The organism is Proteus columbae, from assembly GCF_009914335.1.
In the GTDB taxonomy this organism is placed as follows: Bacteria; Pseudomonadota; Gammaproteobacteria; order Enterobacterales; family Enterobacteriaceae; genus Proteus.
This window is the reverse complement of the sequence record NZ_CP043925.1, coordinates 3,558,161-3,583,036: the sequence shown is the minus strand read 5'-3', so window position 1 is coordinate 3,583,036 and position 24,876 is coordinate 3,558,161. Positions and strand designations below refer to the sequence as shown.

Below are 24,876 nucleotides of genomic sequence, written 5' to 3'. Positions count from 1 at the left end.
TAAAAGAATAGCCAGAAATTTTAATCTTTTTCTTATTAATGGTCACCAGCTATAAGTGCGATATACAGTAAGAGATGCTTATATTTAGCGTTATCATAGGATTATTAAGGGTTTATTAAGGAAAAAACGTGATATTTTCTAAGTTAATCTTAATAAAAGTAGAAGATATTTTTATAAAGAAGAATGATAACGTTTCTTTTAAGTATTCTTATTTTGTTATTTTTCTTTTTATTGAATAAATAAACATCGAAATAAGATATTTGTGTGATAAACCGTTATGATAATAATTATCTAGCATGGATTATTTTTATAAAGGATAAATATGACCTATCAAGAGCTTTATCAGTACGCTATTTTTATGCTTTCTCGCCGTGATTACGGCACAGTAGAGCTACAACGTCGCCTAGCACGAAGAATAAGAGAAAGCGATCGAGAAGCACAAACTGTCACTGATGAAACATGCTTACCTCAAGTGATGGAACATTTATTAGAAAATCATTATCTTGATGATAACCGTACTGTTTATGCTTTCTTTCGCAGTTATTTAAATAAATCTTATGGTCCTTTGCGTATTCGTCAAGAATTGAGAGCAAAAGGTTTCCCTGGTGAAATTATTGAACGTCTCTTTGAAGAAGATGAAACTGACTGGTACACCCTTTGCCAAGAGGTTCATGAAAAAAAATTTGGTGGTGGTAAACCCAAAGATTTTAAAGAGAAAGCGAAACATATTCGTTATCTACAATACCGAGGGTTTACCTCTGACACGATTAATGCGCTGTTTTAAGTCATTAACGTAGTGTCATTGCGATATCGGCTAATTTCTTATTATTCTCTTTTTTAAAATAGACTTTTTGATGTAAGAAAATATCAAAAGGAAAAGGAGAACGAATAAACTGCACTTCATCGTTTGTAATGGTTGAAATATAATGAATATTTTCAGGCATAAAGCAGTAACCCGCTCCCTCATCAACGCAATGCAAAACATCCGCCATTTCTGTTAAACCTAAAGTATGGTATTGATAACCTTGATTTTTTAGCTTATCTAAAATCGTTGAAAATATGGGGTTTTGCAAAGTACTGCTTCTTTGTATTAAGGTTTCTTTGGCAAAAAATGTTTTGGTATTGGGATATTGTTCAAAGAGTTTTTTGCTCACCAATAATCCGACTTTTTGTGTGCATAAATTAATTGCATTGATATTTTTTTGTGGATAGTCAAACTCGAGTGATGAAATCACAAGATCAAACTCTTTATCAAAAAGTTCCTCTTTAATATCATCAATATAACCATCTTCTAAAGATAGGCTATATTGACTGTTTTTTTGGCGGATCTCCAACAGTTTTGTTTTTAGATCAGGGTAATAAAGACCATCTAATTTAATGGAGAGCGAGGTTTTATCCTCATTGGGATTCATTATCTGATTTTCAATTTTTCTAATTTTTTCATAATAGGGATATAAACGTTCATAAAGTGTTTTTCCCGCAGGGGTAAGATCCATTCCACTTTTGGAGCGTTTAATTAGAGACTTACCAATTTGGTTTTCGAGTTCATTAATACCGTGGCGTAGTGCGGATGGGGTAACATTGATTTTTTCCGCTGCTTTTACTAGGCTTTGACAAGTCGCAACGGCAAAGAACTGATTTATTTTTCGTGAGAAAAACATGCAGACGTTCTCCATATTTATTTGTATATATATTTAAAATGAATAATCCTCTTGAATGAAATTTTTATATTGATATTTATCAATAATCATTTTGGCGCGACTAAAAATAAAAAAAAGCACAACGAATAATTTAAAGAATAATATTACCGACTAAAATTGATAATAAATCAGAATGTTTTTGATAAAAATAAAATCAAATGATTGATTGTATTATGCTGCCATATTTTGTTTGTTATTTACATCTCTTTTCTTGTTTTTTTTTTCTTACTTAGAATCGCATTTAGCCGACAAAGAATAAAAAAACTCAATAACAGATTATAAAAAATTCAATTTTCAATTTTTATTTTCTTGATATTTTAATTTTCGAGATGAAACGACATTTCATTCTCTGAATTTTAAATTAACTTATATTAGGAAAATATTTAATGAAAAACATTAATACACTTTTAACGAAAATGAATTCTGATGCAGTAGAAAATATCACGTTAAATGATCTAGCTCCCTTATCACTTCATGAAATTCACGCGCTGAGTGAAGAGAAACTTAGTTGGCATGAAGCAAAAACATTATATAAAGAAGCCCAAGAAGCCGCAAAAATTAATAAGCTTAATGAAGCTCATCATTTAGCACGTAATAACCCACAAGTGCAAAATGCCGTGGCGTTAGGTGTTCAACAACAATCAGTACAAAGCCGAGCATTAGGTGATTGGATCCCTGAAAAAGGGGATCTATTTGTCGATAGTAAATCTGTGGCATCGATGTTTTCACCCGCAGGTTACTTAACTGAACTTTATCGTGAAGCAAAAGCCTTAGATGCAGAAAATTCAATTTATCACTTGGATAAACGTCGCCCTGATTTAGCGCAATTAGTGTTATCTCAAGATAATATGGATAAAGAAGTTTCTACCCTCTCTTTATCAAATCAAATTATAACCACAGCATTGCAAAGTAAATTAGGTAGTGGTAAAGATCTATTTCAAGAGCTAGCAACAAACCGCGTAATGGGCGAAAATCCTTATCATCGACCTTATGAAACTATTCGACAAACATTATTATTACGTGATGGCTTGGTTGATAAATTGGTAAAAGCTAAAGATCATCTGGATATTTTAGATACAGAATGGATCTCAACGATTAGCTCATCTATTTCTCCTGAATTATATGCTATTTTAACAGAGGTAATCTCTGATGATAATATTGATGAACTAATAGAGAAAAATTTTGGCAATAAGGAAATTAGTTTAAGAAATAATTTAAAATTACTATCAGAATATTATTCTGTTCCAGAAGAAGACATATCACTATTATTTAATATACTTAAAGAGAATAATGAATTATCTTCAAAAGATATGTTGTTCTTAAATAAGATTATTCGCTTGCATAAAGCAACGGGGATCTCTTTTGATAATCTAATTATTTTAATTAAAACAAAAAATAATGATAATAATATTGATTCTGAGGTTATCCGTTCTATTCTTCATGTTCAATATATTATGGAGAAATACAATATTAATGTTGAGCAATCTATAGTACTTAATAGTGCTAATATTAATCAATACACATTGAATAACTCTTCATCGCTATTTGATGTTTTATTTAATTCCCCTCCATTAGGCGAAAATAAATTTATTGCAGATAATAAAGCACTTGATTTTAATTCATCATCTCCAGATGATATTATGCGTATTAATACCTTAAAACGCGCATTTCATGTCGATGATATTGGCATTGTCGCTATGTGGAAATTAGCTTTTGGCAAGCCAACTGAATTTACTTGTTCTATAGAAAATATATCACTTTTATATCGAGTGTATTTATTAGCAACGGTACATGATCTAGATATTTATTCTCTTTCTTTATTACTTGATATGTTACCTGAACCTTTCAATAAACCCATTAATAAACAATCTTTATCAGATGATGCAGGTAATTTAATTTATACAATAGATAATTATTGCAAGTTTATTAAAGAGTATAAATTGAATATTTCAGAACTATATTTAATGACAGCTAAACAATATGATTTGACTTATACAGAAAAAATGGAAAATCTCTTTAATGAGTTAATGAATTTTAATGTAGATGAATTCACTGAACGGGCAATTATTCCGTGCTATTTGCCTATACTAAGTTACCATTTATCCTTTCCTTCTTTAAGTGTTGCCAATGCTGTATGGAAATATCTCGATAGTAACGGGACATTAAATTTATCTATTGATGATTTTAGAGACTTGGTAAGACAGGATGATAAAACATTAGAAGATAAAAATAAACTTGTTACTTATATACAAATGTTGTGTCAAATAATTTCTATATTTACTAAGTTAGGATTAAATGAAAATGAAATATATATATTGGGAGAAAAACGTTTACTTAATTATGAATCTGTCCTTCCTAATATCGAATCAATAAAAGATATATCTGAATTCCATCGTTTCTATTTAGATAAAATAAATAATAAAGATGAGCTAATTAACCTTTTTAGAGGTTATGGAAAGGTCTCAATTTTATCAAAGGCATATGGAGTTTCTGATGAGGTAATTGAGCAAATTATCTCTTTATTAAAACTGGGTGATGAAATTAAATTTGATAATATCAAAGAAATCTCTAGCTATATTGATATGGTTAAAACATTTAATATTACACCAAATAATTTTAGTCTATTAACTCAGTTAAAATTTTCTACAAGTGAGAATAAAGAAAAAGACTACTTAAATTGGGGTAGAATTAGTAAAGTTTTACAAAGTGGGTTAAATACCCAACAAGTTATTTTGCTAAAAGATAAAATGGATGAAAAGGATAGTGTTGTACTTAGTGCGTTTTATATTCATCAATTTAGTGAATTAAACTTATTAAATAGCGATGATATTTATAATTATTTACTAATTGACAATAAAGTTTCATCTGAAATAAAAACCACAAAGATAGAGCAAGCTATTGCAAGTATACAATTATATATTAATGAATTTTTAGCTTTGAATGAAAAAAACATTAATACACCTGTTGCTTCTCGTCAATTCTTTAGAGATTGGGATAAATACAATAAGCGGTATAGCACTTGGAGTGGTATCTCTTTATTAGCATATTATCCTGAAAACTATGTTGATCCTACTGTACGTATTGGCCAAACTAAAATGATGGATACGCTGTTACAGACGATCAGCCAAAATAGTATTAATAGTGATACAATTGATGATGCATTTAAAACATATTTAACGTCTTTTGAGCAAATTGCTAATTTAGAAGTGATTAGTGGTTATCATGATGGTGTGACATTAAAAGAAGGATACACTTATTTTATTGGTTGTAATGCGTCAGAAAAAGCCAGTTATTATTGGCGTAGTGCGGATCATAGTAAAATCAAAAAAGGAGTCATGGCAGCAAATGCTTGGACAGAGTGGACTAAAATTGAGAATGGTGCTAACCCTTACAATAATTTAATTCGTCCTGTTATTTTTAATAATCGATTATATGTTGCTTGGATTGAACAGAAAGAAATTAAAAATAAAGAGTCTGAAAATAAAGAAAAAAGTACATCTACACCACTTTCTAAGCAGACAAGCTATAGTTTAAATTTATCACATATCCGTTATGATGGTACTTGGAGCACATCTGTTAATTTCCAATTACCTGATAATATTATGGATAATAAAAAAGGTAATTTTCATTTAAGCTACGACCAAGAACTTGATAAGTTATATTTTTTAACTTATATCATAAGTGATAGCTATAAAGATGAAAATAAGGAGTGTCAAGTTTATTCTATTAATAATGAAATGGTGCTTTCTAATATATCTGATTTAAATAGTAAAGATGCGAAAAATATTTATATTAACGTGAAGTCTGAATTTGATATAGCTGGCGAAGAACTCACTAAGAACATTAATAATAGTTTTGTTTTGAGAGGTGAATTAGCTTACTCAATATCTAATGATCCTATTGATGATATAAAAACTACTGACTCTAAAAATGTTTCTCTCTCAGGAAGTTTAATTAATGCTGTAAATATAGAGTCGAACAATAAAACATTATCTTGTTATCTTTCTGCTTTTATTAATTGTAATATTGATTATGGATATTTTGCTCCTGAACCTATTAAAGACATCTTTAAAGGCTTATTAAAAGATGGCGCTGAATTAGAAGATATTGTTTATACTTCAGGTAGTGTTGGTAAGTTGATAACTCTTTTTTTCAATGGAAAAACGGATTATAGCTATTATTTAGGTTTTGATATTAAAACAAATACAATTTACTTTTTTATTTATGACAATACTAACAGTACGGTAATTAAAGGTTCAGATATTAATCATGGAGGAGATTATGATGTAGAACTGTCTTTTTTCACTAAACAGTCAAATGATTTATTAAGTTATACATCGAAAAATAATGTTGCCTTTACGCTTTCTAATGAATTAGGTGATTTTTCGTTACAAAGTTTCCTAAATAAAGAAACACCAAGGTTTCTTTTTTATGTTTCAAGAAAAGAAACGAGTCAATTGTTTATGGGAATATATGGAAAAGAAGTGTCTATCCCATTAACTATTAGTAAGTTAAATAAAGCTACCTATAGTAATGACGAAGTAGTTAATGATATTAAGATAACATTATCTTCTAGCCCAGATCAAAAAGTGACCTACTCTCTTGAACAATGGTCTAACGCGAATACTTCTTTAATTGAAGGTAGTAACAGCTTTAATAGTAAAAATAAAGCGCTTAAGCTTGATGTACCTATGAGTGAATTTAATGACAAGGGTGAGTTTATATTAACTGCAAATGTAACTGCGGTTAATAAGAGCAAAAAAATTATTTCTGAAAGCCAATGTTACTTTAAAGTCCGTGAATTAGAACATATAAACGAGAGTATTATTAGCCTAAAAATAAATAAAAAGCATGCTCAATATATTTCAATGACAGTAGAAAATGAACCTGTGTTAGTGCGTTTAAATACATTATTTGCACGTCAACTAGTCAAACGTGCGAATAACGTAATTGATGCTATTTTAACGTTAAGTTCTCAGAGACTGCCAGAACCTGCTTTGGAAAAAGGCGCTGATGTACCGATGGATTTTAATGGTGCTAATGCCCTCTACTTTTGGGAACTGTTCTATTACACCCCGATGATGTTAGCCAACGTGATGTTAGAAGGACAAAATTACGATGAAGCTAGCCGTTGGCTGCGTTATGTATTTAATCCAAACGGTTATATTGATAGTGATACTCATTCTTATCGTGTTTGGAATTCACAGCCATTATTAGCCAATACAGCTTGGGAGAAGGATCAACTGGATTCAACTGATCCTGATGCAGTCGCGCAAACTGATCCTATGCATTATAAATTGGCTACCTTTATGAAGTGCCTTGATATTTTTGTGGCGCGGGGCGACAGCGCTTATCGCCTATTGGAGCGTGATACTTTAAATGAAGCTAAAATGTGGTATATGCAGGCGCTGAAATTATTGGGCGATGAAACTGAGTTATTAGGCAATAATGTTTGGTCAGCACCTAAATTAACCGAGGCGGCATCAAAAACAGAACAGCCAACACGCGCTATCAATGAAGAAAGCGAAGAAGCGACATCACCGCGGACAGCAAATTCATTAATATCGCTCTTTTTGCCACAAATTAATGAGAAGTTAGCGCAGTATCACAACACGTTAAAAGCGCGTTTATTTAATTTACGTCACAACTTATCGATTGATGGGCAACCACTGTCGTTGCCAATGTATGCAACGCCAGTAGATCCTAAAATGTTGCAAAATATAGCAGTGAATCAATCACAAGAGAACGGTGTATTGCCAAAAGTGATGGTTCCCGTTCAGCGTTTCCCTGCTATTTTGACCAGTGCAAAATCGGCAGTAAATCAATTAATGCAGTTTGGTAACTCATTATTTAGCATAACTGAACGTCAAGATGCTCAGGCATTAGCTGAATTATTTGCCACACAAGGTAGCGAAATTATTCTGCAAAATATTAAATATCAGCAGAAAACTCTGGAAGAATTTGAATATAGCAAGAAAGCATTACAGGATCTGCGTTTAGGTTCTAAAAAACGCTTTGATTATTATAGCAAATTGTATAATCAGAATATTAGTACGGCAGAGCAACAAGCGATGGATCTCTATTTAAGTTCTTCTGTACTCAATACCGCCAGCCAAGGGCTAAATATGGCAGCCGCTGCTGCAGATCTTATACCCAATATTTATGGTATGGCTGTTGGTGGCTCGCGTCTAGGCGCTATCTTTAATGCTACATCCATTGGTTTGCAATTATCTGGCTCTGCAACCCGTATTTCGGCAGACCGATTAAGTCAATCAGAGGCTTATCGTCGCCGTCGTCAAGAGTGGGGCTCATTACGTGATTCTGCACAATCTGAATTAAATCAGTTTGATGCTCAACTTGCTGCATTAGCCGTTCGTCAGCAAGCCATGAGCCTGCAATTAGATAGTGTGAAATTACAGCAACAACAAACGCAAGAGCATTTAACATTCTTACAAAATAAATTTACCAATAAAGCGCTGTATAACTGGTTACGCGGTAAATTAATGGCGATTTATAAGCCTTTCTACGATTTAACGGTATCTCGTTGTCGTATGGCAGAGTGGGCTTATCAGTATGATTTAGGTGAAACACAAACCTTTATTCGACCTGGTGCATGGCAAGGTAATTATTCTGGTTTGATGGCGGGTGAAAGCTTAATGCATAACCTGACTCAAATGGAAAACAGCTACCTTGAGAAAGATAAACGTGCGCTGGAAATCACCAAGATTGTATCGTTGGCCGATGTGTATCAAGGTTTAGGCAGTAATAAGTTTGGCTTTGAGCAAGTGGCAGAGGTGATTAATAAATCGAAAACTCAGCTAGGTACGGCAGAAAATGGTATCACGCTGAAAAATGGTCAATTACAGGCTTCGATTAAACTCTCTGATTTAGCTATCGACAAAGATTACCCTGCTGATTTAGGTCAATTACGCCGTGTTAAACAAATTAGTGTGACATTACCGGCATTAACCGGTGCTTATCAAAATATCCGAGCAGTACTGAGTTACGGCGGTAGTGCAGTGAAACCTCGAGGCTGTAGTGCAATTGCGATTTCTCATGGCATGAATGACAGTGGTCAATTCCAACTGAATTTCAATGATGATCGTTATCTGCCATTTGAAGGTTTACCAGTGAATGACACCAGTACACTGACTTTAAGCTTCCCTGATGCGACAGATAAGCAAAAAGAGATGTTACTGACACTGAGCGATATCATTCTCCACATTAATTACACCATTCGTTAATTATCCAAATCTTAATTAATTACAGGCTCCTTAGGGAGCCTGTCAGGAGCTTTACATGCAAAATTCAGAGAAATTGACCTTTGATGCGCCAAATTTACCCAAAGGGGGCGGTGCAGTCACAGGATTAACCGGCAATATGGGCGCTGTTGGTCCTGATGGCGCAGCTACTTTTAGCTTACCGTTACCAATCAGCCAAGGCCGGGGTTATGCCCCTTCTTTAGGCCTAAGTTATCAAAATCAAGCCGGTAACGGCGCGTTTGGTTTTGGTTGGTCTGTTGGTGTGATGTCGATTCGTCGTCGTACTTCAAAAGGCGTGCCTACTTATACTCAACAAGATGAATTTGTTGGGCCTGAAGGTGAAGTGATTGTGCCAATTATCAATAAGAAAGGCGAAATTGAAACAGCACAACGTAATGAGTTACTTGGCGTAAAACTTGCTCATCAATATCAAGTGGCAACTTATCGTTCACGTATTGAAAAAAGCTTTAGTCGTTTTGAGTGTTGGTCATTAAATGATGCTAATGCACCAACTAGTACACCTAAACAGTTTTGGGTGATGTTAAGTGCCAATGGCGATGTGCATTTATTTGGTTATGAAACCACAGCACAGATTGTAGATAGCCAAAATAGCGCGCATATTGCGCAATGGAACTTGAATGCGTCAGTTTCAGCAACCGGTGAACAGATCGAATATCACTATCGCCATGAAGATGAACAAGGTTGTGGTAAACATGAAATTCAATCACATACCAATGCCAATACACAACGCTATTTAGACAAAGTGTATTACGGTAATTCTGTGGGAGAGCGTGCTTTTTCTTGTGTCAAAACCGATAATACATTACCTAACAATGCGTTATTTACACTGGTATTTGATTACGGTGAGCGTAGCAGTGCATTAGCAACTTATCCTCAGTGGCAGAGCAATTCAACATGGGCATTGCGTAAAGACTGCTTTTCACTTTTCCAGTACGGTTTTGAAGTTCGTACTCGTCGTTTATGTCGTCAAGTGCTGATGTATCACCGTATTGAAAGTTTAGAAAAACAAACACCACTAGCAGAAACTCCAGAATTAGTTGCCAGATTAACGCTAACTTACGATGAGTCAGCATCAGGTACTGTTTTAGTTTCAGCACAACAATCAGCGTTTAATGATAATAAAGACACTCAATCGTTAGTGACATTACCGCCAGTAAAATTTGATTGGCAAAGGGTAGGTGCGACTCAACAAGCACAGTGGCAATCACTTGATGAACTTGCGTCATTTACGCCACAACAACCTTATCAATATGTCGATCTATTCGGCGAAGGGCTTGCGGGGGTACTTTATCAAGATAGCGACGCTTGGTGGTATCGCGCGCCAGTTAGAAAAATTGATAAGCAAAATCCTAATGCGATGTCATGGGATAAAGCTAAAAAACTTCCTGTTATCCCATCGTTACGAAATTCAGCAATGCTGACCGATGTCACGGGTGATGGAAAACTGGAATGGTTAGTCACACAAGGTGAAGTAAATGGCTATTACACCCAAGATGAAACAAAGGCAGAAAATTGGCTCAATTTTGTGCCACTTGATGCAATCCCTGTGGAGTATTTTCATTCTAACGCTGAAATTACTTCATTAACAAGCAGTGGTTTTGCCGACTTAGCCTTAATTGGCCCTCGTAGTATTCGCCTTTATGCTGGTTCTGCCCAAGGGTGGAAAAAAAGTAAAGAGGTAATGCAAACAGATGGTGTGATTTTGCCGATTAAGAATATTAATCGTCGTACTTTAGTGGCATTTAGTGATGTATTAGGTTCGGGTCAGCAACACCTGATTAAAATTGATTACCAAGGCGTAAGTTGTTGGGTTCATCTTGGTGATGGCAAATTTAGCGCCCCTATTACTATTCCAGGTTTCTCTGCTGATCGTCTTAAATTTAATCCTAATCAGCTCTATTTAGCGGATTTAGATGGTAGTGGTACAACGGATATTATTTACGCCCAATCGACCCATTTAGAGGTTTATTTTAACCACAGTGGCAATCAATTTGTGCGTGGCGATGATATCGCATTACCGAAAAATATGCATTTTGATAGCCATTGCCAGCTACAAGTGGCGGATGTGCAAGGTCTTGGTGTTGCCAGTATTTTACTGACTAAATTATATCCTGTGCCGCAACATTGGGTACTTTCGTTGCAAAATAAAAAACCGTGGTTATTAACATCGATTAATAACAATATGGGGTTAATTCAAAATCTGCATTACCGCAGTTCAGCGCAATATTGGTTGGATGAGAAATTCGCTCGTCAACAACAGAGCAAAGGCAAAGCGGTTAGTCATTTACCTTTTGCATTACATACGCTGTGGAAAATCGACACAGTGGATGAGGTAACCCAAAGCCAGTTAACACAAACGTTTAATTATCGTCATGGCGTTTGGGATGGTAAAGAGAAAGAGTTTCGTGGTTTTGGTTGTGTAGAAGCCACCAATGCCGAATCCTTTAAAAGCGAAGAAAATACCACGGATAAAACACCGAGTGCGTTAACGCGTCAGTGGTTTTTAACGGGTAAATCTGTGGTTGATGCCGAGTTTTATAATGAGTTTTGGCAAGGTGACAGTGCGGCATTTCCTCACTTCTCACCACGTTTTACCCAAGGCGCAGGTATCCAAGAAAAGATCTGCGACGACTCACTACGTCAACAATATACGTATTGGCTTGAGCGTGGGCTACAAGGTCAGTTACTCAGAAAAGAAGTCTATGGTTTAGATAACGCTGTTGTCGCTGATGTACCTTATGCCGTCACAGAACAACGCCCACAAGTGCGTTTAATTGAAATACAAGGACATTCACCTGTGGTGATGCCTTCAGTGGTGGAAAGTCGTACATACCATTATGAACGAATTGCAGCTGATCCGTCTTGTCATCAACAAATCACATTAGAGCAAGACGCCTATGGTGTTGTGACCAAAGCGGTTGCAATTGATTATCCAAGACGCGCTAAAGGTGCAAAAAATCCTTATCAGCATTATGAGAGCTTGCCTGAAACGTTATGGGCATCAAGTTATGACGAACAGCAACAAAACTTACGCTTAAGCTTATCGTGTCAAACATGTCATCATATTAATCACCCTGAAAAACAGGTTTATCAACTGGGCATTACTAACGCAAGTCGTCAGGATATTTGGACATATGGAGCAGAAAAGCAGCCTAAGAATGGCTTGAATGTAGAAGCCTTACTAGCAACTGACAGTTTGTTGGCACAAAAAGCAGCATCGGTATTTGTAGGACAACAACAACTGGCTTATTTGGATGCTGAAGGCAAAGTGACATTAACTGAGCCTGATTTTCCAATCCGTTTAGCGTATAGCGAAACCGCAGAATTAGACGAAGAAACTGCCAAAATCATTTCACAGCCTTATCCTAATTTAAAACTGGATGAAGTGATGAAAAACGCGGGTTATCAGCAAAAAGATTACTTATTTGCAGACACATCAGAAAAAGGCAAAAAACTGTGGGTGAAACCGTTATTAGGCGTTAAAGCCTATGGTTCATTAGCTCAGTTTTATAAGCCACTAGTGTACAAAAAAACGACACTTTCTTGTGACTATAAGTTGTTATGGGATAAGCAATTTTGTGTATTAATGGGGAAAAAGTCCCCTTTGAGCGTACAAGATTTTTATCTTACTTATGATTGGCGTTTTTTATCTCCGAATTCGATTATTGATGAAAACCATAATGTTCACCAAGTCACTTTTGATGGTTTTGGTCGTGTAACAACAACCCGTTTTTCAGGGACCGAAAATGGTCAACAAAGTGGTTATAGCGATAAAAGCTTCACTATGCCAACAGCCGTAGAAGATGCTTTAGCGTTGGCTTCAGCACTGCCTATCGCCATGGGTTTTGTTTATGTTACCGATAGTTGGATGTCAGCATCCTCAAAAATGCCACCTCATGCGCTGCAAATCATGACCGACCGTTATGACAGCGACTCACAACAGCAAATTCGCCAACAAATCACCTTTAGCGATGGTTTTGGTCGCTTATTGCAAACGTCCGTCAGAGTTGAAGCGGGTGAGTCCTTTTTGCGTAGTGAAAAAGGTGAATTAGTGGTTGATCGTGCACAACAGGCACAACAAAAAAGTACCACAATACGTTGGGCAATTTCAGGTGAAACAGAATATGACAACAAAGGAAATGTAAAGCGGGTTTATCAGCCTTATTTTCTTAATGACTGGCGTTATATTTCCGAGAGTTCATCTCAACCAAATCGTTTTGCGGATACCCATTATTACGATGCATTAGGTCGCTTATATCGAGTGAATACCGCAAAGAACTATCAGCGTAATACGATAGTGACACCGTGGTTTGTGGCTCAGGAAGATGAAAATGACACCCTAGTGTAGGTGATTTATTACGCGGATAAACGGGAGTTACTGTTTTATCCGCTTTATTTAGGAATTTTATTATGCTGGTAGCAATCCCATCTGAAAGCGATGCGCTGGCTTGGATGATTATCGGTGGATTTTCAGCCTGGGGAGGTATCGTGAGGTATTTAATGGAAATTAGACAAAAACAAATTAAGTGGTCTTGGTGTGGCATTGGTAGCCAGATCGTGATTTCAGTGTTTACAGGATTATTAGGCGGATTATTAAGTTTTGAAAGTGGTGCAAGTCGCTATATGTCTTACATGATTGCAGGGCTTTTTGGATCAATGGGGAGCACGACATTGATTTGGTTATGGAATCGTATTTTTGGCATGAACAATCTTAAGGAGCCTAAATGAATACCTATACATTAAGTCAACGTAGCCAAAACAACCTAAACGACGTACATCAAGATTTAGTACGTATTGTTTATCTGGCACTGACATTCAGTGAATATGATTTTGTTGTTATTGAAGGTGTGCGTTCATTGATTCGACAAAAAGAGTTGATGAAAGAAGGTAAAAGCAAAACCCTCAATAGCCGACATTTAACGGGTCATGCCGTGGATATTGTCCCGTTAGTGAATGGTGTTATTCCTTGGCAAGATTGGTCAGCGTTTGAATCAGTATCAAAAGCGATGAAGAAAGCCGCTTATCAATTAGGTATTTCAATTAATTGGGGCGGGGATTGGGTGTCGTTTCGTGATGGACCTCATTACGAATTATGTCGCGGAGCATATCCATGAATATGAGTGCTTTTTTACGTTTAGGTATTAAAGGGGGGATAGCGATCATGATTGTTGTTGCTTTATTAGTACTTCGCTATCAATACAACCAAATTAATCGACTTTCAGAGCAAAACAGTCAGCTTGAATATCAACAACGCACATTACAATCACAATTAATTCAATGGCACGAGCAAGCAGAAAAAGTCTCTGAAACACTCACGCACCAACAAGAGGAACAACGTTATTTAGAGGAAGAAAATCATGCTATACGTCAAGAGTTACGGCAACTTTTGGCTCAAGCGCCTTGTGCTAATGAGCCTGTGCCTAATGCTGTTATCCAGCTGCAACAAAGCACCCTCAACCGTCGTGGAAGCACCCAATAAGTTTGTACCCACACACTTGCTACAACCGTGTTCTGCACCATTTTTTAATGTGCAAGTGTGGGGGGATTATCCCGATTATGTGGCGCGGTTATTGTTGATATTAGAGAAATGTAATACCGATAAAAAAGCGGTCGCAGAAATATTAGCAGCCAAAAGTCAGCTCAGTGCTTACGAGCTAATTTATAAAAGAAAGCAAATTAAGGAATTAAAAAGATGTTAAATCAACAATTACACATAAGAACCCCAACCGTGGTGGTGCTTGATAATCGCGGATCAACAATCCGTGAAATTAATTATTGCCGTCATCTTGACACAATTAATAAAACCGATGAGCGTATTACGCGTCACCATTATCATGCGCGCGGCTATTTAGAACGCAGTATTGATGCAAGATTGTATAAAACACAACAATCAGACTCAACTATTCAAGCGAATATTCAGCAAGTGGTGAGTTTAGGCGGATTATTGTCTGCAACTAAAAGTGTAGATAGTGGTAATAGTGTCAATATCAGTGATATTGAAAACAAAAAAGTGATGGATATTAATGGGTTGGGGCTAGTGACGGAATATCACTATACAAAGCCAGAGTTTGTTTCACAACTTATGGTGATTATGGAGTCTTCCCCGACGTCCAAACCGATATTAAAAGAGCGCTTTACTTGGGGTGGGGCTGATAATAAAAATATTGCCAATAACTCCGTCGGTAAATGTACTCATCATGATTTTCTTGCTGGAAGAACGGAATATGGTGCTTATACCTTAACAGGGCAAAGTTTAATTGAATTACGGTTTATCACTGCGAATACCATTAAAACACCCGCACATTCTCAATATCAAACACGCAATATTTATGATGCTACAGGTCAGTTATTAAAACAAATTGATGCTACAGGGCACGAGCGTGAATGGAAATACGATAGAGCAGGTTTTCTAAAACAAAGTAGTGTGCAATTACAAAGCGATAAAAAACAACTCGTGATTAAAGCGATCGATTACTCGGCAGCAGGGCAAAAATTACGTGTAGAGCACGGTAATGGATTAGTCACCACTTATGAATACGAGCCTGAAACCCAACGTTTGTTGCATGTCAAAACCCAGCGTCCTCAAGGGCATGTTTTGGGTGCGAAGATAATGCAAGATCTGCGTTATGAGTACGATCCTGTCGGTAATATTATTTGTCTTAAAAATGATGCTGAAGCCACTCGCTACTGGCGTAATCAGAAAGTGGTGCCTGAAAATCGTTATGTGTATGACTCTCTGTATCAATTAGTGAGTGCAACAGGTCGTGAATCTACCAATCAAAAAACACCCGCTTCAATGCAATCTCAATCAGTCACTACATTAGTGAAAGATGCACAAAGTTATACCAATTACACGCGTTTATATACCTATGACAGCGGTGGTAACTTAGTCCAACTTCGCCATCTATCGGGAATAGCACAACAGAGTTTCACCCAAAATATCAGTGTCTCCAAGAAAACCAATCGGGCATTACTTGAAACACAACAGGTGGCTATCGAACAAATTGATCAGCAATTTGATGCTTTAGGTAATCAGAAACATTTATCAACGGGCGATGCATTGCAGTGGGATCTTCGCGGTACATTGGCACAAGTGAATAAGAGAGGGAATTCAGAACACTATGTTTATGCAAGCGCATCTCAACGATTAATGAAACAACAGGTACAGAGATTATCAGGACGGCAGATTATCAGGGAAACTCACTATTTACCGAATTTAGAAATATGGCAATCAACGGAGGGGGCGCATCTTACCGAACATCGAGAGGTGGTTAATATAACAGGAAATGTGAGAGCCTTATGTTGGAAAGTGGGCTTCCCAAAAGGGATTAAGAATAACCAACTGCGTTATAGCTATGATGATGGTGTGGGTAACAGTGGATTAGAAACCGATGGTCAAGGGCAATTAGTCAGTTATGAAGAGTATTACCCTTATGGGGGCACCGCGATTTGGTCGAGTGAAAATGCGGTAGAAGCCAATTACAAAACTATCCGTTATTCAGGCAAAGAGAAAGATTCTACGGGGCTTTATTACTACGGTTATCGTTATTATCAACCGTGGATTGGTCGTTGGTTAAGTGCCGATCCGGCAGGTACGGTGGATGGGCTGAATTTATACCGCATGGTGCGTAATAACCCGGTGACATTGCGTGATCCTGATGGGCGAATGCCTAGTAGCAGTTTTTCTCTCTTCTTTTCATCAGATGATACAAAGCTACAAAAGGGATCTATTACTCCTTTACGAAATCGTGGATTATTTGTGGGGAGTAACAACGAGAGTGCTGAGGTGACATTGCCATTCGTCATTAATCGATTTGATTCGGTTGAGCATAATCCCGTAGTAAGAGAGTACAGTCCGCAATTATTACAAGAAGGAGGTAATTTTTACAATGCTGTTCATATTTTCTATGGCTCTAAGGTTACGTCCAACGAATACGGTTCTGGAACAATAGGAACTTATTGGGGGCATAAAACACTTTCTGATAATCTTACCGCCATTAAAGTTATGAGTGGTTCATCAGGCAGTGTGGGTATAAGTATTCGATTGGATGATATTAAGGAGGAGAAACCATTAGTGATCACTTCAGGAGCTCTGAGTGGCTGTACAATGCTATACGCTGTAGATAAAGAACAATTCTATGCGTTGCATACCGGACAAAGATCCGGTGACAATAACTGGAAAACGGGGATTCAGGGAGTGAAAACAGCACAAACTAGCCTTAATGCCTTATCAGGTAAGAATTTATCGGTATCAGGGGATCATAATAATGACTTGATTGGTACATTAAGTGAGTTTGAAAATTCGGCAATAACTTATTTGGGGAAACAAGGCACGAAGATCGATCATGTCCAAGAAAATGTCGCTGCATTTGATTATAATCTTGAAGCTAAATTGCCTAGTTTCTCTGGCAGGGCTGGTTATAGTTATGCTCTATTGGCCAAGGATTCAGGAAAAGTTAATGTGAAAGTATTGTCGGAAGATGTGACTATCGATATGAAGACGAACAAAATTAGTGTTCTTAACTCAATGAAAACTCGTTTACATTAATACATCGCAATTACAGAAGGACATCAATTACGATTGTATATTGCTATATTGTAATCACGTTAAAACATATCCCAAAATATACAACCCAGAGAGACAGCATTTCTGTCTCATTTGGGTTGTTTTTATCTTATGTTGATGATTTTAGTTTTATTAATAAAATATAAAATAAAGTATTAAAAATAATTTAATTTATTATTTTTATGATTGATAGTTATTTAATAAATATTAAATAACAGTGTTAGTTCCATTTTAATATTAAATTAAATCGCGATATTGCTCACAGTTCTTAATAAATGGATATTCAATTGTCTATTTTCGACTAATATCTAATGTGATTGATGCAATCATTATATTGAAAAAAATTATTAATAATTATGAGGTTTCATTATGAAAAAAAATAAACTTATTTTATTTACTGCAACGTTATTATTATCATCAGTGGGTTTTATCTCAACGGCATTAGCCGATGTGACGCTAAAACATGGCTATATTGATAAACCACCGAGCAGAGCCTTTTTGTGTTCATCAAAAGGACAAAATTTAAATAAAAATTGTGGTCCAGTGCAGTATGAACCTCAATCAGTTGAAGGACTTAAAGGCTTTCCTAAAGATGGACCTAAAGATGGTGAAATTGCCAGTGGTGGAAATGCGGCATTTTCTGCGTTAAATGAACAGAGTGCTGATCGCTGGCATAAAGTAGCAATGAAAAGTGGAGAAAATACCTTTAAATGGACATTAACCGCTAAACATAGTACCGCATCATGGAAATTCTTTATTACTAAACCAGAATGGGATGTGAATAAACCGCTTACTCGCGCTGATTTTGATTTAACACCATTTTGTCAACAAGATGATAATGGGAAAATACCAACGGAAACAGTAGAATTAAATTGTAATATACCAGAACGTTCTGGTTATCAGGTTATTTTAGGTGTTTGGAATATTGCGGATACGAAAAATGCTTTTTATCAAGTGATTGATGCTGAATTTAAAGAGTAATCAATTTAACTTAATGTAAGTAATTATTTAATATCAATAATAGTATTATTTTTAATACTGTTTATTTTAAAATATAAATAAATTCTAAATCTAAATTTTAAATTTAGATTAGAGCTCATGTTTTTTATTAAATAAAAAATAACTATTTATTATCGTTATTCAATTAATAGCGCCTTAACATGGGTGCTATTTTCATTAAATCGACTAGAAATCCATCGCTCACAATGTTATTTTCTATGTTATATCTATAATTATTTAGCTTAAAACCAACATCATTAAGGTGCGATTATGGAAATCTATTTAGATACAGCGGATATCGACGAAGTCAGAAAACTCTCTCAAGTTCTTCCTATTGCGGGTGTGACCACTAATCCTTCCATTATTGCTAAATCCGCACAAAATATTGAAACCCTATTACCTGAATTAAAAGCCGCTATGGGCGGTAAAGGGCGTCTATTTGCGCAGGTTATTGCCAGTGATGTGGATACCATGATTGAAGAAGCATTGCATCTTGGGAATATTGCCGATAATACCGTGATTAAAATACCGGTTACTGAAGCGGGTTTAGTTGCCATTAAACAATTAAAGCAAAAAAATATGCTGGTATTAGGCACGGCGATTTACAGTGTTTCTCAAGGTTTAATGGCGGCATTAGCAGGCGCTGACTATATTGCGCCTTATGTACATAGAATGGATAGACAAGGTTCTGATGGGGTCAGAGTGGTAAAAGAATTACAAACGCTGATTACCATGCATAATTTACCCACAAAAATCCTAGCCGCGAGTTTTAAAACACCACGTCAAGTGGTCGATTGTTTATTAGCAGGGGCTTCTTCAGTGACATTACCGATTGAGCTTGCTTACTCAATTATCCGTTCACCAGTAGTGGATGATGCAGTAAATAGATTTGCTGACGATTGGCAAACTGCATTTGATCGTCGTTCTTTATAATCAAATTAATAATATGAGATTAAGTGCTATATCGCTATATGGCACTTAATTTATCGATTTTTGCGTATGTAGATATTTATCTTCACTTTTACTAATGTATTAATAAGTAGGTTAATATAGCTTAAAATAAACGATTATTGATTTACATCTAATAATAAGCCACCTTTCTGGCAATCTAAATTTAGATCTATTACTATAATGTTAGTCTATAAATGGATTATTAATATAATCTATTTATTTTTTGTTTTGTTGTTAAAAATATCACTTATATCAATGAGTTATTGTTGATTGCTTAAGGTGTTTTTTATATTTTAATATTTAATTAATTTTTTGTTTTTACTCGGTTTAATTGTTATTACTTTTGCTTTAATAACAAAATAATAAATTGTGACGGGCGTGTTAATTAAAGAGTTTGGTTGTTAAAAAATAAACTAATATTATATTGATGGGGTAGTTAACTTACCTAATTAACAGGGAAAACCGATACTCCGCGGTGCAATGATAATTAACATATTCAGTTATTATCTTTATTTAGCGATAAATAAAACTTTATTTGTGATACTGGAGTAAATATGTGTGAAGAATACATGAATAAACCACTCTATCTGTCAATTGCTGATTGGGTTCAAGAGCAAGAGCGCTGGGTAAGTGCAAAAGAGATTGCGAAAAAATTCGATATTCCTCAATGCAATGCGATTAATATCGTTTCTTACATTCTTTCTGATGTAAAAGAAATTGAATGTGAAACAAAAAGCGTGCCTAATCAGCTTGAAGGCAGAGGTTGCCAATGCCAACGTATGATCAAAGTGAGTCATATCGATCCTCAGCTTTATTCTCGCATAAAAGGACATATTCAAGGTAAAAGCAGTCAAAGTTCACCTGAAAAATTGGCAACGATGATCCCTCATGGATTAAACCATGAGCAAAAATGGCAATGGATGTTGTCGAAATCGCAACGTCGCTAATCTGAGAAATTAAGTTTTACTCAAAAAATCGAATAAATTCGACAGGCGTTAATGACGCCTGTCGCCATTTGTTACTGACCTTTCGGTTTAACGTCTGTTGTGCCACGTAAACGTGGGCGATTAGGTTCAGGCGCCGTTAAAGGTGTTGTTTCTACCAAGCTTTGGCGACAACGTACCGCTAAATCTTGATATTCACGGGTGTTCATCCGTTTCCACTCCATATCTTGATCGGTAATATCACGCACATGTTTTGCTGGGCTACCAATCAACATTTGTCGAGGTTGTCCTTGAAAACCCGCTTTTACAAAGCTCATGGCGGCAATAATGCTTTCCTCACCAATGACTGCACCATCCATAATCACGCTATTCATACCGACTAAACTGTCACGCCCGATAATACAACTGTGAAGGATTGTACCATGCCCAATGTGTCCATTTTCTCTCACAATGGTGTCCATATCGGTATAACCGTGCATGATACAACCGTCTTGAAGGTTTGCGCCTGCTTCAACAATCAAGCGTCCATAGTCGCCCCTTAGTGAAGCCAGAGGGCCGATATAAACGCCAGCACCAATAATCACATCACCAATTAATACAGCAGATGGATGAACATAAGCTGTTGGATGAACCACAGGAACAAGACCTTCAAACGCGTAGATACTCATCAGTTTCCCTCATTGTTGTATTATCGAGATTAACAATAATTACCGTCCTTTCCATTCAGGTGTGCGTTTTTCAGCAAAGGCAAGAGGCCCTTCTGTGGCATCTTCTGAATGTAAAACACTTGGGTAATGTTTTAATACGCCACTGCGCATTAATTTGTAGCCCTCTTCAATGGAAAGCTCGCTGGTGGCACGATAAATCTCTTTTAAAGCCGCTACAGCCAATGGGGCGCTATTAGCGATTTGATCGGCGAGTTCGCGTGCGCTATCCATTAATTCAGCAGAACTGACAACTCGGTTTGCAATACCCCAACGAAGTGCTTCATCTGCATTCATACGACGACCTGTCATCAGCATTTCGTTGACGATAGCAGGCGGTAAACGTTTTGGTAAACGCAGGACTCCACCACTATCAGGGACAATGCCCAATTGCGCTTCTGGTAAGGCAAAAGAAGCATTGTCTGAACAAACCATCATGTCAGCGGCGAGCGCTAATTCAAAGCCACCACCAAAAGCATAGCCGTTAACGGCGGCAATGACAGGTTTATCAAGATCAAATAATTCGGTTAAACCTGCAAAACCACCCGCACCAAAGTCTGCATCAGGCGCTTCACCTTCTGCGGCTGCTTTTAAATCCCAACCTGCGGAGAAAAAGCGTTCGCCCGCGCCTGTAATAATGGCAACTCGTAAGCTTGGATCATCTCGAAAACGCAGAAAAACTTCACCCATTTCATGGCTGGTTTTTGCATCAATAGCGTTTGCTTTTGGTCTATCTAATACAATTTCAAGTACTGAACCACGCGTTGTTAGGTGTAATGATTGGCTCATGTTGTATTCCTTTTCGTCATCAAAAATAAGCATTTATGATTGTGGTTATTGGGTGATTGTTAAAGCCGACCTATGGCTTATTTCAAATGCTTTTTGATCACCTTTCCTGAGCAATTACGCGGCAAACCCTCTTTAAACTCAACCGCGGAGGGAACTTTAAATTTCGCCATATTTTGCTCACAGAAATGGAAGAATTCTTCTTCACTCAAGGTTTCACCTTCAACGAGCACCACAAAAGCTTTAATGGCTTCATCACGAATATCATCAGGTACACCAATAACCGCCACATCTTGAATTTTGGGATGTGAACTAATGATGTTTTCAATCTCAACACAAGAGACGTTTTCGCCTCCACGTTTGATCATGTTGCAACTGCGATCAACGAAATAGAAAAAACCTTCATCGTCTCGGTAACCATAATCACCAGTATGTAACCAACCTTCAGGCTCTAATGCTTTAGCTGTTGCATCAGGTCGGTTGTAATACTCTTTGAATAAGGTTTTCCCAGGTTCACCTTTTACGCAGATCTCACCCACAACGCCATCAGGAACTTCGTTGTTTTGTTTGTCTCTGATTTGAGCTTGATAGCAAAAACCGGGTCTACCGATTGACGGCCAGCGGCGTTTATCGCCGGGTCTATCACCGATTAAACCAACAATAGTTTCTGTCATGCCGTAAGAGGTGAGTAATCGCACGTTAAAGCGTTCAATAAAGGCGTCTTTCTCTTCATCTGCGAGATTGAGATAGAACATCACTTCGCGTAATTTGTGTTGCTTTTCTTCTGATGAAACGGGCTGTGCCATTAAGGTTCTCATCATCATTGGAATGCACTCTGTTACTGTTGCTTGATACTTAAGGATCTGCTTCCAAAAGGCTCTTGCACTGTATTTTTCGAGTAAAACAAAGGTGGCACCCACAGAAAAAGCAGGGAGTGATGCCGTGCATTGGCAATCAATATGAAATGCTGGCATCACGGTAAGATAAATATCGTCTTCCCGTAATGCGTTTTGCCATGATGAGTAATAACCCGCAAAGCGTAAGTTATAGTGCGTGATAACCACACCTTTAGGTTGCGATGTGGTACCCGATGTGAAAAGAATTTCAGCAGTATCATCCACACTTAATGGGGTGTGATGATTAAGCGTAACAGGATGTTTGGCTTTTTCTTTTAAAAAATCTACAACCCCTTTTTCAGTAGATATCGCATTTTCAGAAATTAAAAACAGCTGTGTTAAAGGGTTTTGTTCATCCTGCAACATAGGTTGGTAAATCGGATAGAAATTATCACGAGTGACCACGTAATGGGCTTGGCAGTGATTAATTATCCATGCGCTCTCTTCATACATAAAGCGCGCATTAATGGGCACCATTACAGCGCCAATTTTTGCCAGCCCAAACCAGCAAAAGAAAAATTCAGGGCAGTTATCAAGATGTAAGGCAACATGATCGCCTTTTTTTATGCCACCAGCATGGAAAAGATTTGCGGTTCTATTGATCTCTTCATTTAATTCACTGTAGCTAAATTGTCTCACGAGTCCTTGTGCGGATTCAAAAATTAGCGCTGTTTTTGTGCCATAAACCTCTGCCAAATCATCCCACATTTGACGTAAGTTTTGTTTGCCAATCACATCCATTAAACTGTTATCCCATACTTTTGCCGTGAATTCAGACACGATTTGAAAGGAGTGCGGTGTCTGAATTTTACGGTGTTACTTTACGATTTTAGCCAGCCCTTTATCGACCAGCCCCCTGATTTGTTCGTCGTTATAACCGATGTTTTTCAAGATAGCGTCAGTGTCCATGCCGTGAGATGGCATGCCACGCCAGATTTTTCCCGGATTATTTTTGAATTTCGGCATCACATTTGGCCCTTTGCAGGTTTCGCCATTCATGGTTTGCCATTGGGTAATAGACTCACGCGCGACATATTGCGGATTGTCTTCAAGCTCAGGAATAGTCAGCACTTTAGCGCTGGCAATATTGAGTTCAGACAGGCGTTTCAGCACGTCAGTAATCGGTTGTTTTGCCAACCATTCATCTAACTTATCTTCGAATAATTGACCATGAGGGCAATTAATACGGTGAATAAGTTGAGTGCCTTCTGGAACTTCTGGTGTACCCAGTAGATGTGCAAGGCCGATATCTTTGAAGATCTCTTCAATTTGAGTAATACCCACCACTTCCATCACGATAAAACCATCTTGGCAACGATAAAGCCCACAGCCTGCGTAGTACGGATCTTTCCCTTTGGTCATACGAGGACAGATTTCGCCACCATTGAAATAATCCATCATGAAGTATTGCCCCATACGCAACATGACTTCATACATGGCGATATCAATACTTTCGCCTTTGCCTGTTTGTTGAACTTTATACAGTGCAGCTAAAGCGGAAGTGGTTGCGGTCATTCCTGAGAAATAATCTGCAGTATAAGGGAAAGCAGGCATTGGCTGATCTTTGTCACCGTTTTGGATCAAGTAGCCACTGAACGCCTGAGCGATAGTGTTATAAGCGGGTAAGTTGGTGTATTGCGGATCGCCATATTGGCCAAAGCCCGATAAATGCGCGATAACTAATTTAGGATTATGCTCCCATAACACTTCATCGGTAATACCACGACGTGCAAAGGCTGGGCCTTTACTGGCTTCAATAAAGATATCAGTGGTTTCCATTAATTTTAGGAATGCATCACGACCTTCGTCTTTAAAGATATTTAACGATAGTGCATGTAAATTACGGCGAGAAAGCTGAGGATAATGAGGTTGAACGCGAATGGTGTCAGCCCATGCAACGTTTTCAATCCAAATCACCTCAGCTCCCCATTCTGCGAACATTTGTCCTGCGAATGGCCCTGCAATTTCAATTCCTGAAAACACAACACGAACCCCTGAAAGTGGGCCGAATTGTGGCATTGGTAAATGTTCTGTCATAGCGTCACCT

The 24,876-nt window shown here is 37.1% G+C and carries 16 protein-coding genes; 11 read left to right on the top strand and 5 right to left on the bottom strand.

Annotated features, from left to right (window positions below; genetic code table 11):
• Nucleotides 1-322: 322 nt before the first annotated feature.
• Nucleotides 323-784 (top strand): regulatory protein RecX, encoded by a 462-nt coding sequence (locus tag F1325_RS16700; protein ID WP_109373275.1) that lies wholly within the window; start codon nt 323-325, stop codon nt 782-784.
• A gap of 4 nt (nt 785-788) precedes the next feature.
• On the opposite strand, the gene F1325_RS16695 is transcribed toward F1325_RS16700, so the two are convergent.
• A complete protein-coding gene (locus F1325_RS16695) occupies nt 789-1,661 on the bottom strand; it encodes a LysR family transcriptional regulator (RefSeq protein WP_160230733.1) in 873 nt (290 codons plus the stop codon).
• Between the two features lie 425 nt (nt 1,662-2,086).
• On the opposite strand from F1325_RS16695, the gene F1325_RS16690 reads away from it, so the two are divergent.
• From F1325_RS16690 to caiF, 10 genes are all read left to right on the top strand, one after another.
• Nucleotides 2,087-8,944, top strand: coding sequence for a neuraminidase-like domain-containing protein (locus F1325_RS16690; RefSeq protein WP_160230732.1), 6,858 nt, complete (start codon nt 2,087-2,089; stop codon nt 8,942-8,944).
• A 55-nt stretch (nt 8,945-8,999) separates the two neighbouring features.
• Entirely contained in the window at nt 9,000-13,331 is a 4,332-nt protein-coding gene (locus F1325_RS16685) for a SpvB/TcaC N-terminal domain-containing protein (protein ID WP_109373278.1), read from the top strand.
• Nucleotides 13,332-13,393: 62 nt separating this feature from the next.
• Entirely contained in the window at nt 13,394-13,711 is a 318-nt protein-coding gene (locus F1325_RS16680; protein WP_109373279.1) for a phage holin family protein, read from the top strand.
• Nucleotides 13,708-14,097 carry a M15 family metallopeptidase gene (locus tag F1325_RS16675; protein WP_109373280.1) on the top strand — a complete coding sequence of 130 codons (390 nt, stop codon included), beginning with the start codon at nt 13,708-13,710 and terminating at the stop codon, nt 14,095-14,097. The genes F1325_RS16680 and F1325_RS16675 overlap by 4 nt, the downstream gene beginning before the upstream one ends.
• Nucleotides 14,094-14,462, top strand: coding sequence for a hypothetical protein (locus tag F1325_RS16670; protein ID WP_160230731.1), 369 nt, complete (start codon nt 14,094-14,096; stop codon nt 14,460-14,462). Before F1325_RS16675 ends, F1325_RS16670 begins: the two co-directional genes overlap by 4 nt.
• A complete protein-coding gene (gene lysC / locus F1325_RS19590) occupies nt 14,392-14,682 on the top strand; it encodes an Rz1-like lysis system protein LysC (RefSeq protein WP_432277992.1) in 291 nt (96 codons plus the stop codon). Before F1325_RS16670 ends, lysC begins: the two co-directional genes overlap by 71 nt.
• Entirely contained in the window at nt 14,676-17,531 is a 2,856-nt protein-coding gene (locus F1325_RS16665) for a cytotoxic necrotizing factor Rho-activating domain-containing protein (protein WP_160230730.1), read from the top strand. Before lysC ends, F1325_RS16665 begins: the two co-directional genes overlap by 7 nt.
• 387 nt (nt 17,532-17,918) lie before the next feature.
• Nucleotides 17,919-18,530 carry a lytic polysaccharide monooxygenase gene (locus tag F1325_RS16660; RefSeq protein WP_109373284.1) on the top strand — a complete coding sequence of 204 codons (612 nt, stop codon included), beginning with the start codon at nt 17,919-17,921 and terminating at the stop codon, nt 18,528-18,530.
• A gap of 288 nt (nt 18,531-18,818) precedes the next feature.
• Nucleotides 18,819-19,481, top strand: a complete 663-nt coding sequence (fsa, locus tag F1325_RS16655; RefSeq protein ID WP_109373285.1) for a fructose-6-phosphate aldolase — start codon at nt 18,819-18,821, stop codon at nt 19,479-19,481.
• Nucleotides 19,482-20,053: 572 nt separating this feature from the next.
• Nucleotides 20,054-20,446 carry a carnitine metabolism transcriptional regulator CaiF gene (caiF, locus tag F1325_RS16650; protein WP_100158920.1) on the top strand — a complete coding sequence of 131 codons (393 nt, stop codon included), beginning with the start codon at nt 20,054-20,056 and terminating at the stop codon, nt 20,444-20,446.
• A 71-nt stretch (nt 20,447-20,517) separates the two neighbouring features.
• On the opposite strand, the gene caiE is transcribed toward caiF, so the two are convergent.
• From caiE to caiB, 4 genes are all read right to left on the bottom strand, one after another.
• Nucleotides 20,518-21,111 (bottom strand): carnitine operon protein CaiE, encoded by a 594-nt coding sequence (gene caiE / locus F1325_RS16645; RefSeq protein WP_109373286.1) that lies wholly within the window; start codon nt 21,109-21,111, stop codon nt 20,518-20,520.
• A gap of 39 nt (nt 21,112-21,150) precedes the next feature.
• Nucleotides 21,151-21,936, bottom strand: a complete 786-nt coding sequence (gene caiD / locus F1325_RS16640) for a crotonobetainyl-CoA hydratase (RefSeq protein ID WP_109373287.1) — start codon at nt 21,934-21,936, stop codon at nt 21,151-21,153.
• Nucleotides 21,937-22,013: 77 nt separating this feature from the next.
• On the bottom strand, nt 22,014-23,570 hold the full coding sequence (gene caiC, locus F1325_RS16635; RefSeq protein WP_109373288.1) for a crotonobetaine/carnitine-CoA ligase: 1,557 nt from the start codon (nt 23,568-23,570) through the stop codon (nt 22,014-22,016).
• Nucleotides 23,571-23,645: 75 nt separating this feature from the next.
• On the bottom strand, nt 23,646-24,866 hold the full coding sequence (gene caiB / locus F1325_RS16630) for an L-carnitine CoA-transferase (protein ID WP_109373289.1): 1,221 nt from the start codon (nt 24,864-24,866) through the stop codon (nt 23,646-23,648).
• Between the last annotated feature and the right edge of the window lie 10 nt (nt 24,867-24,876).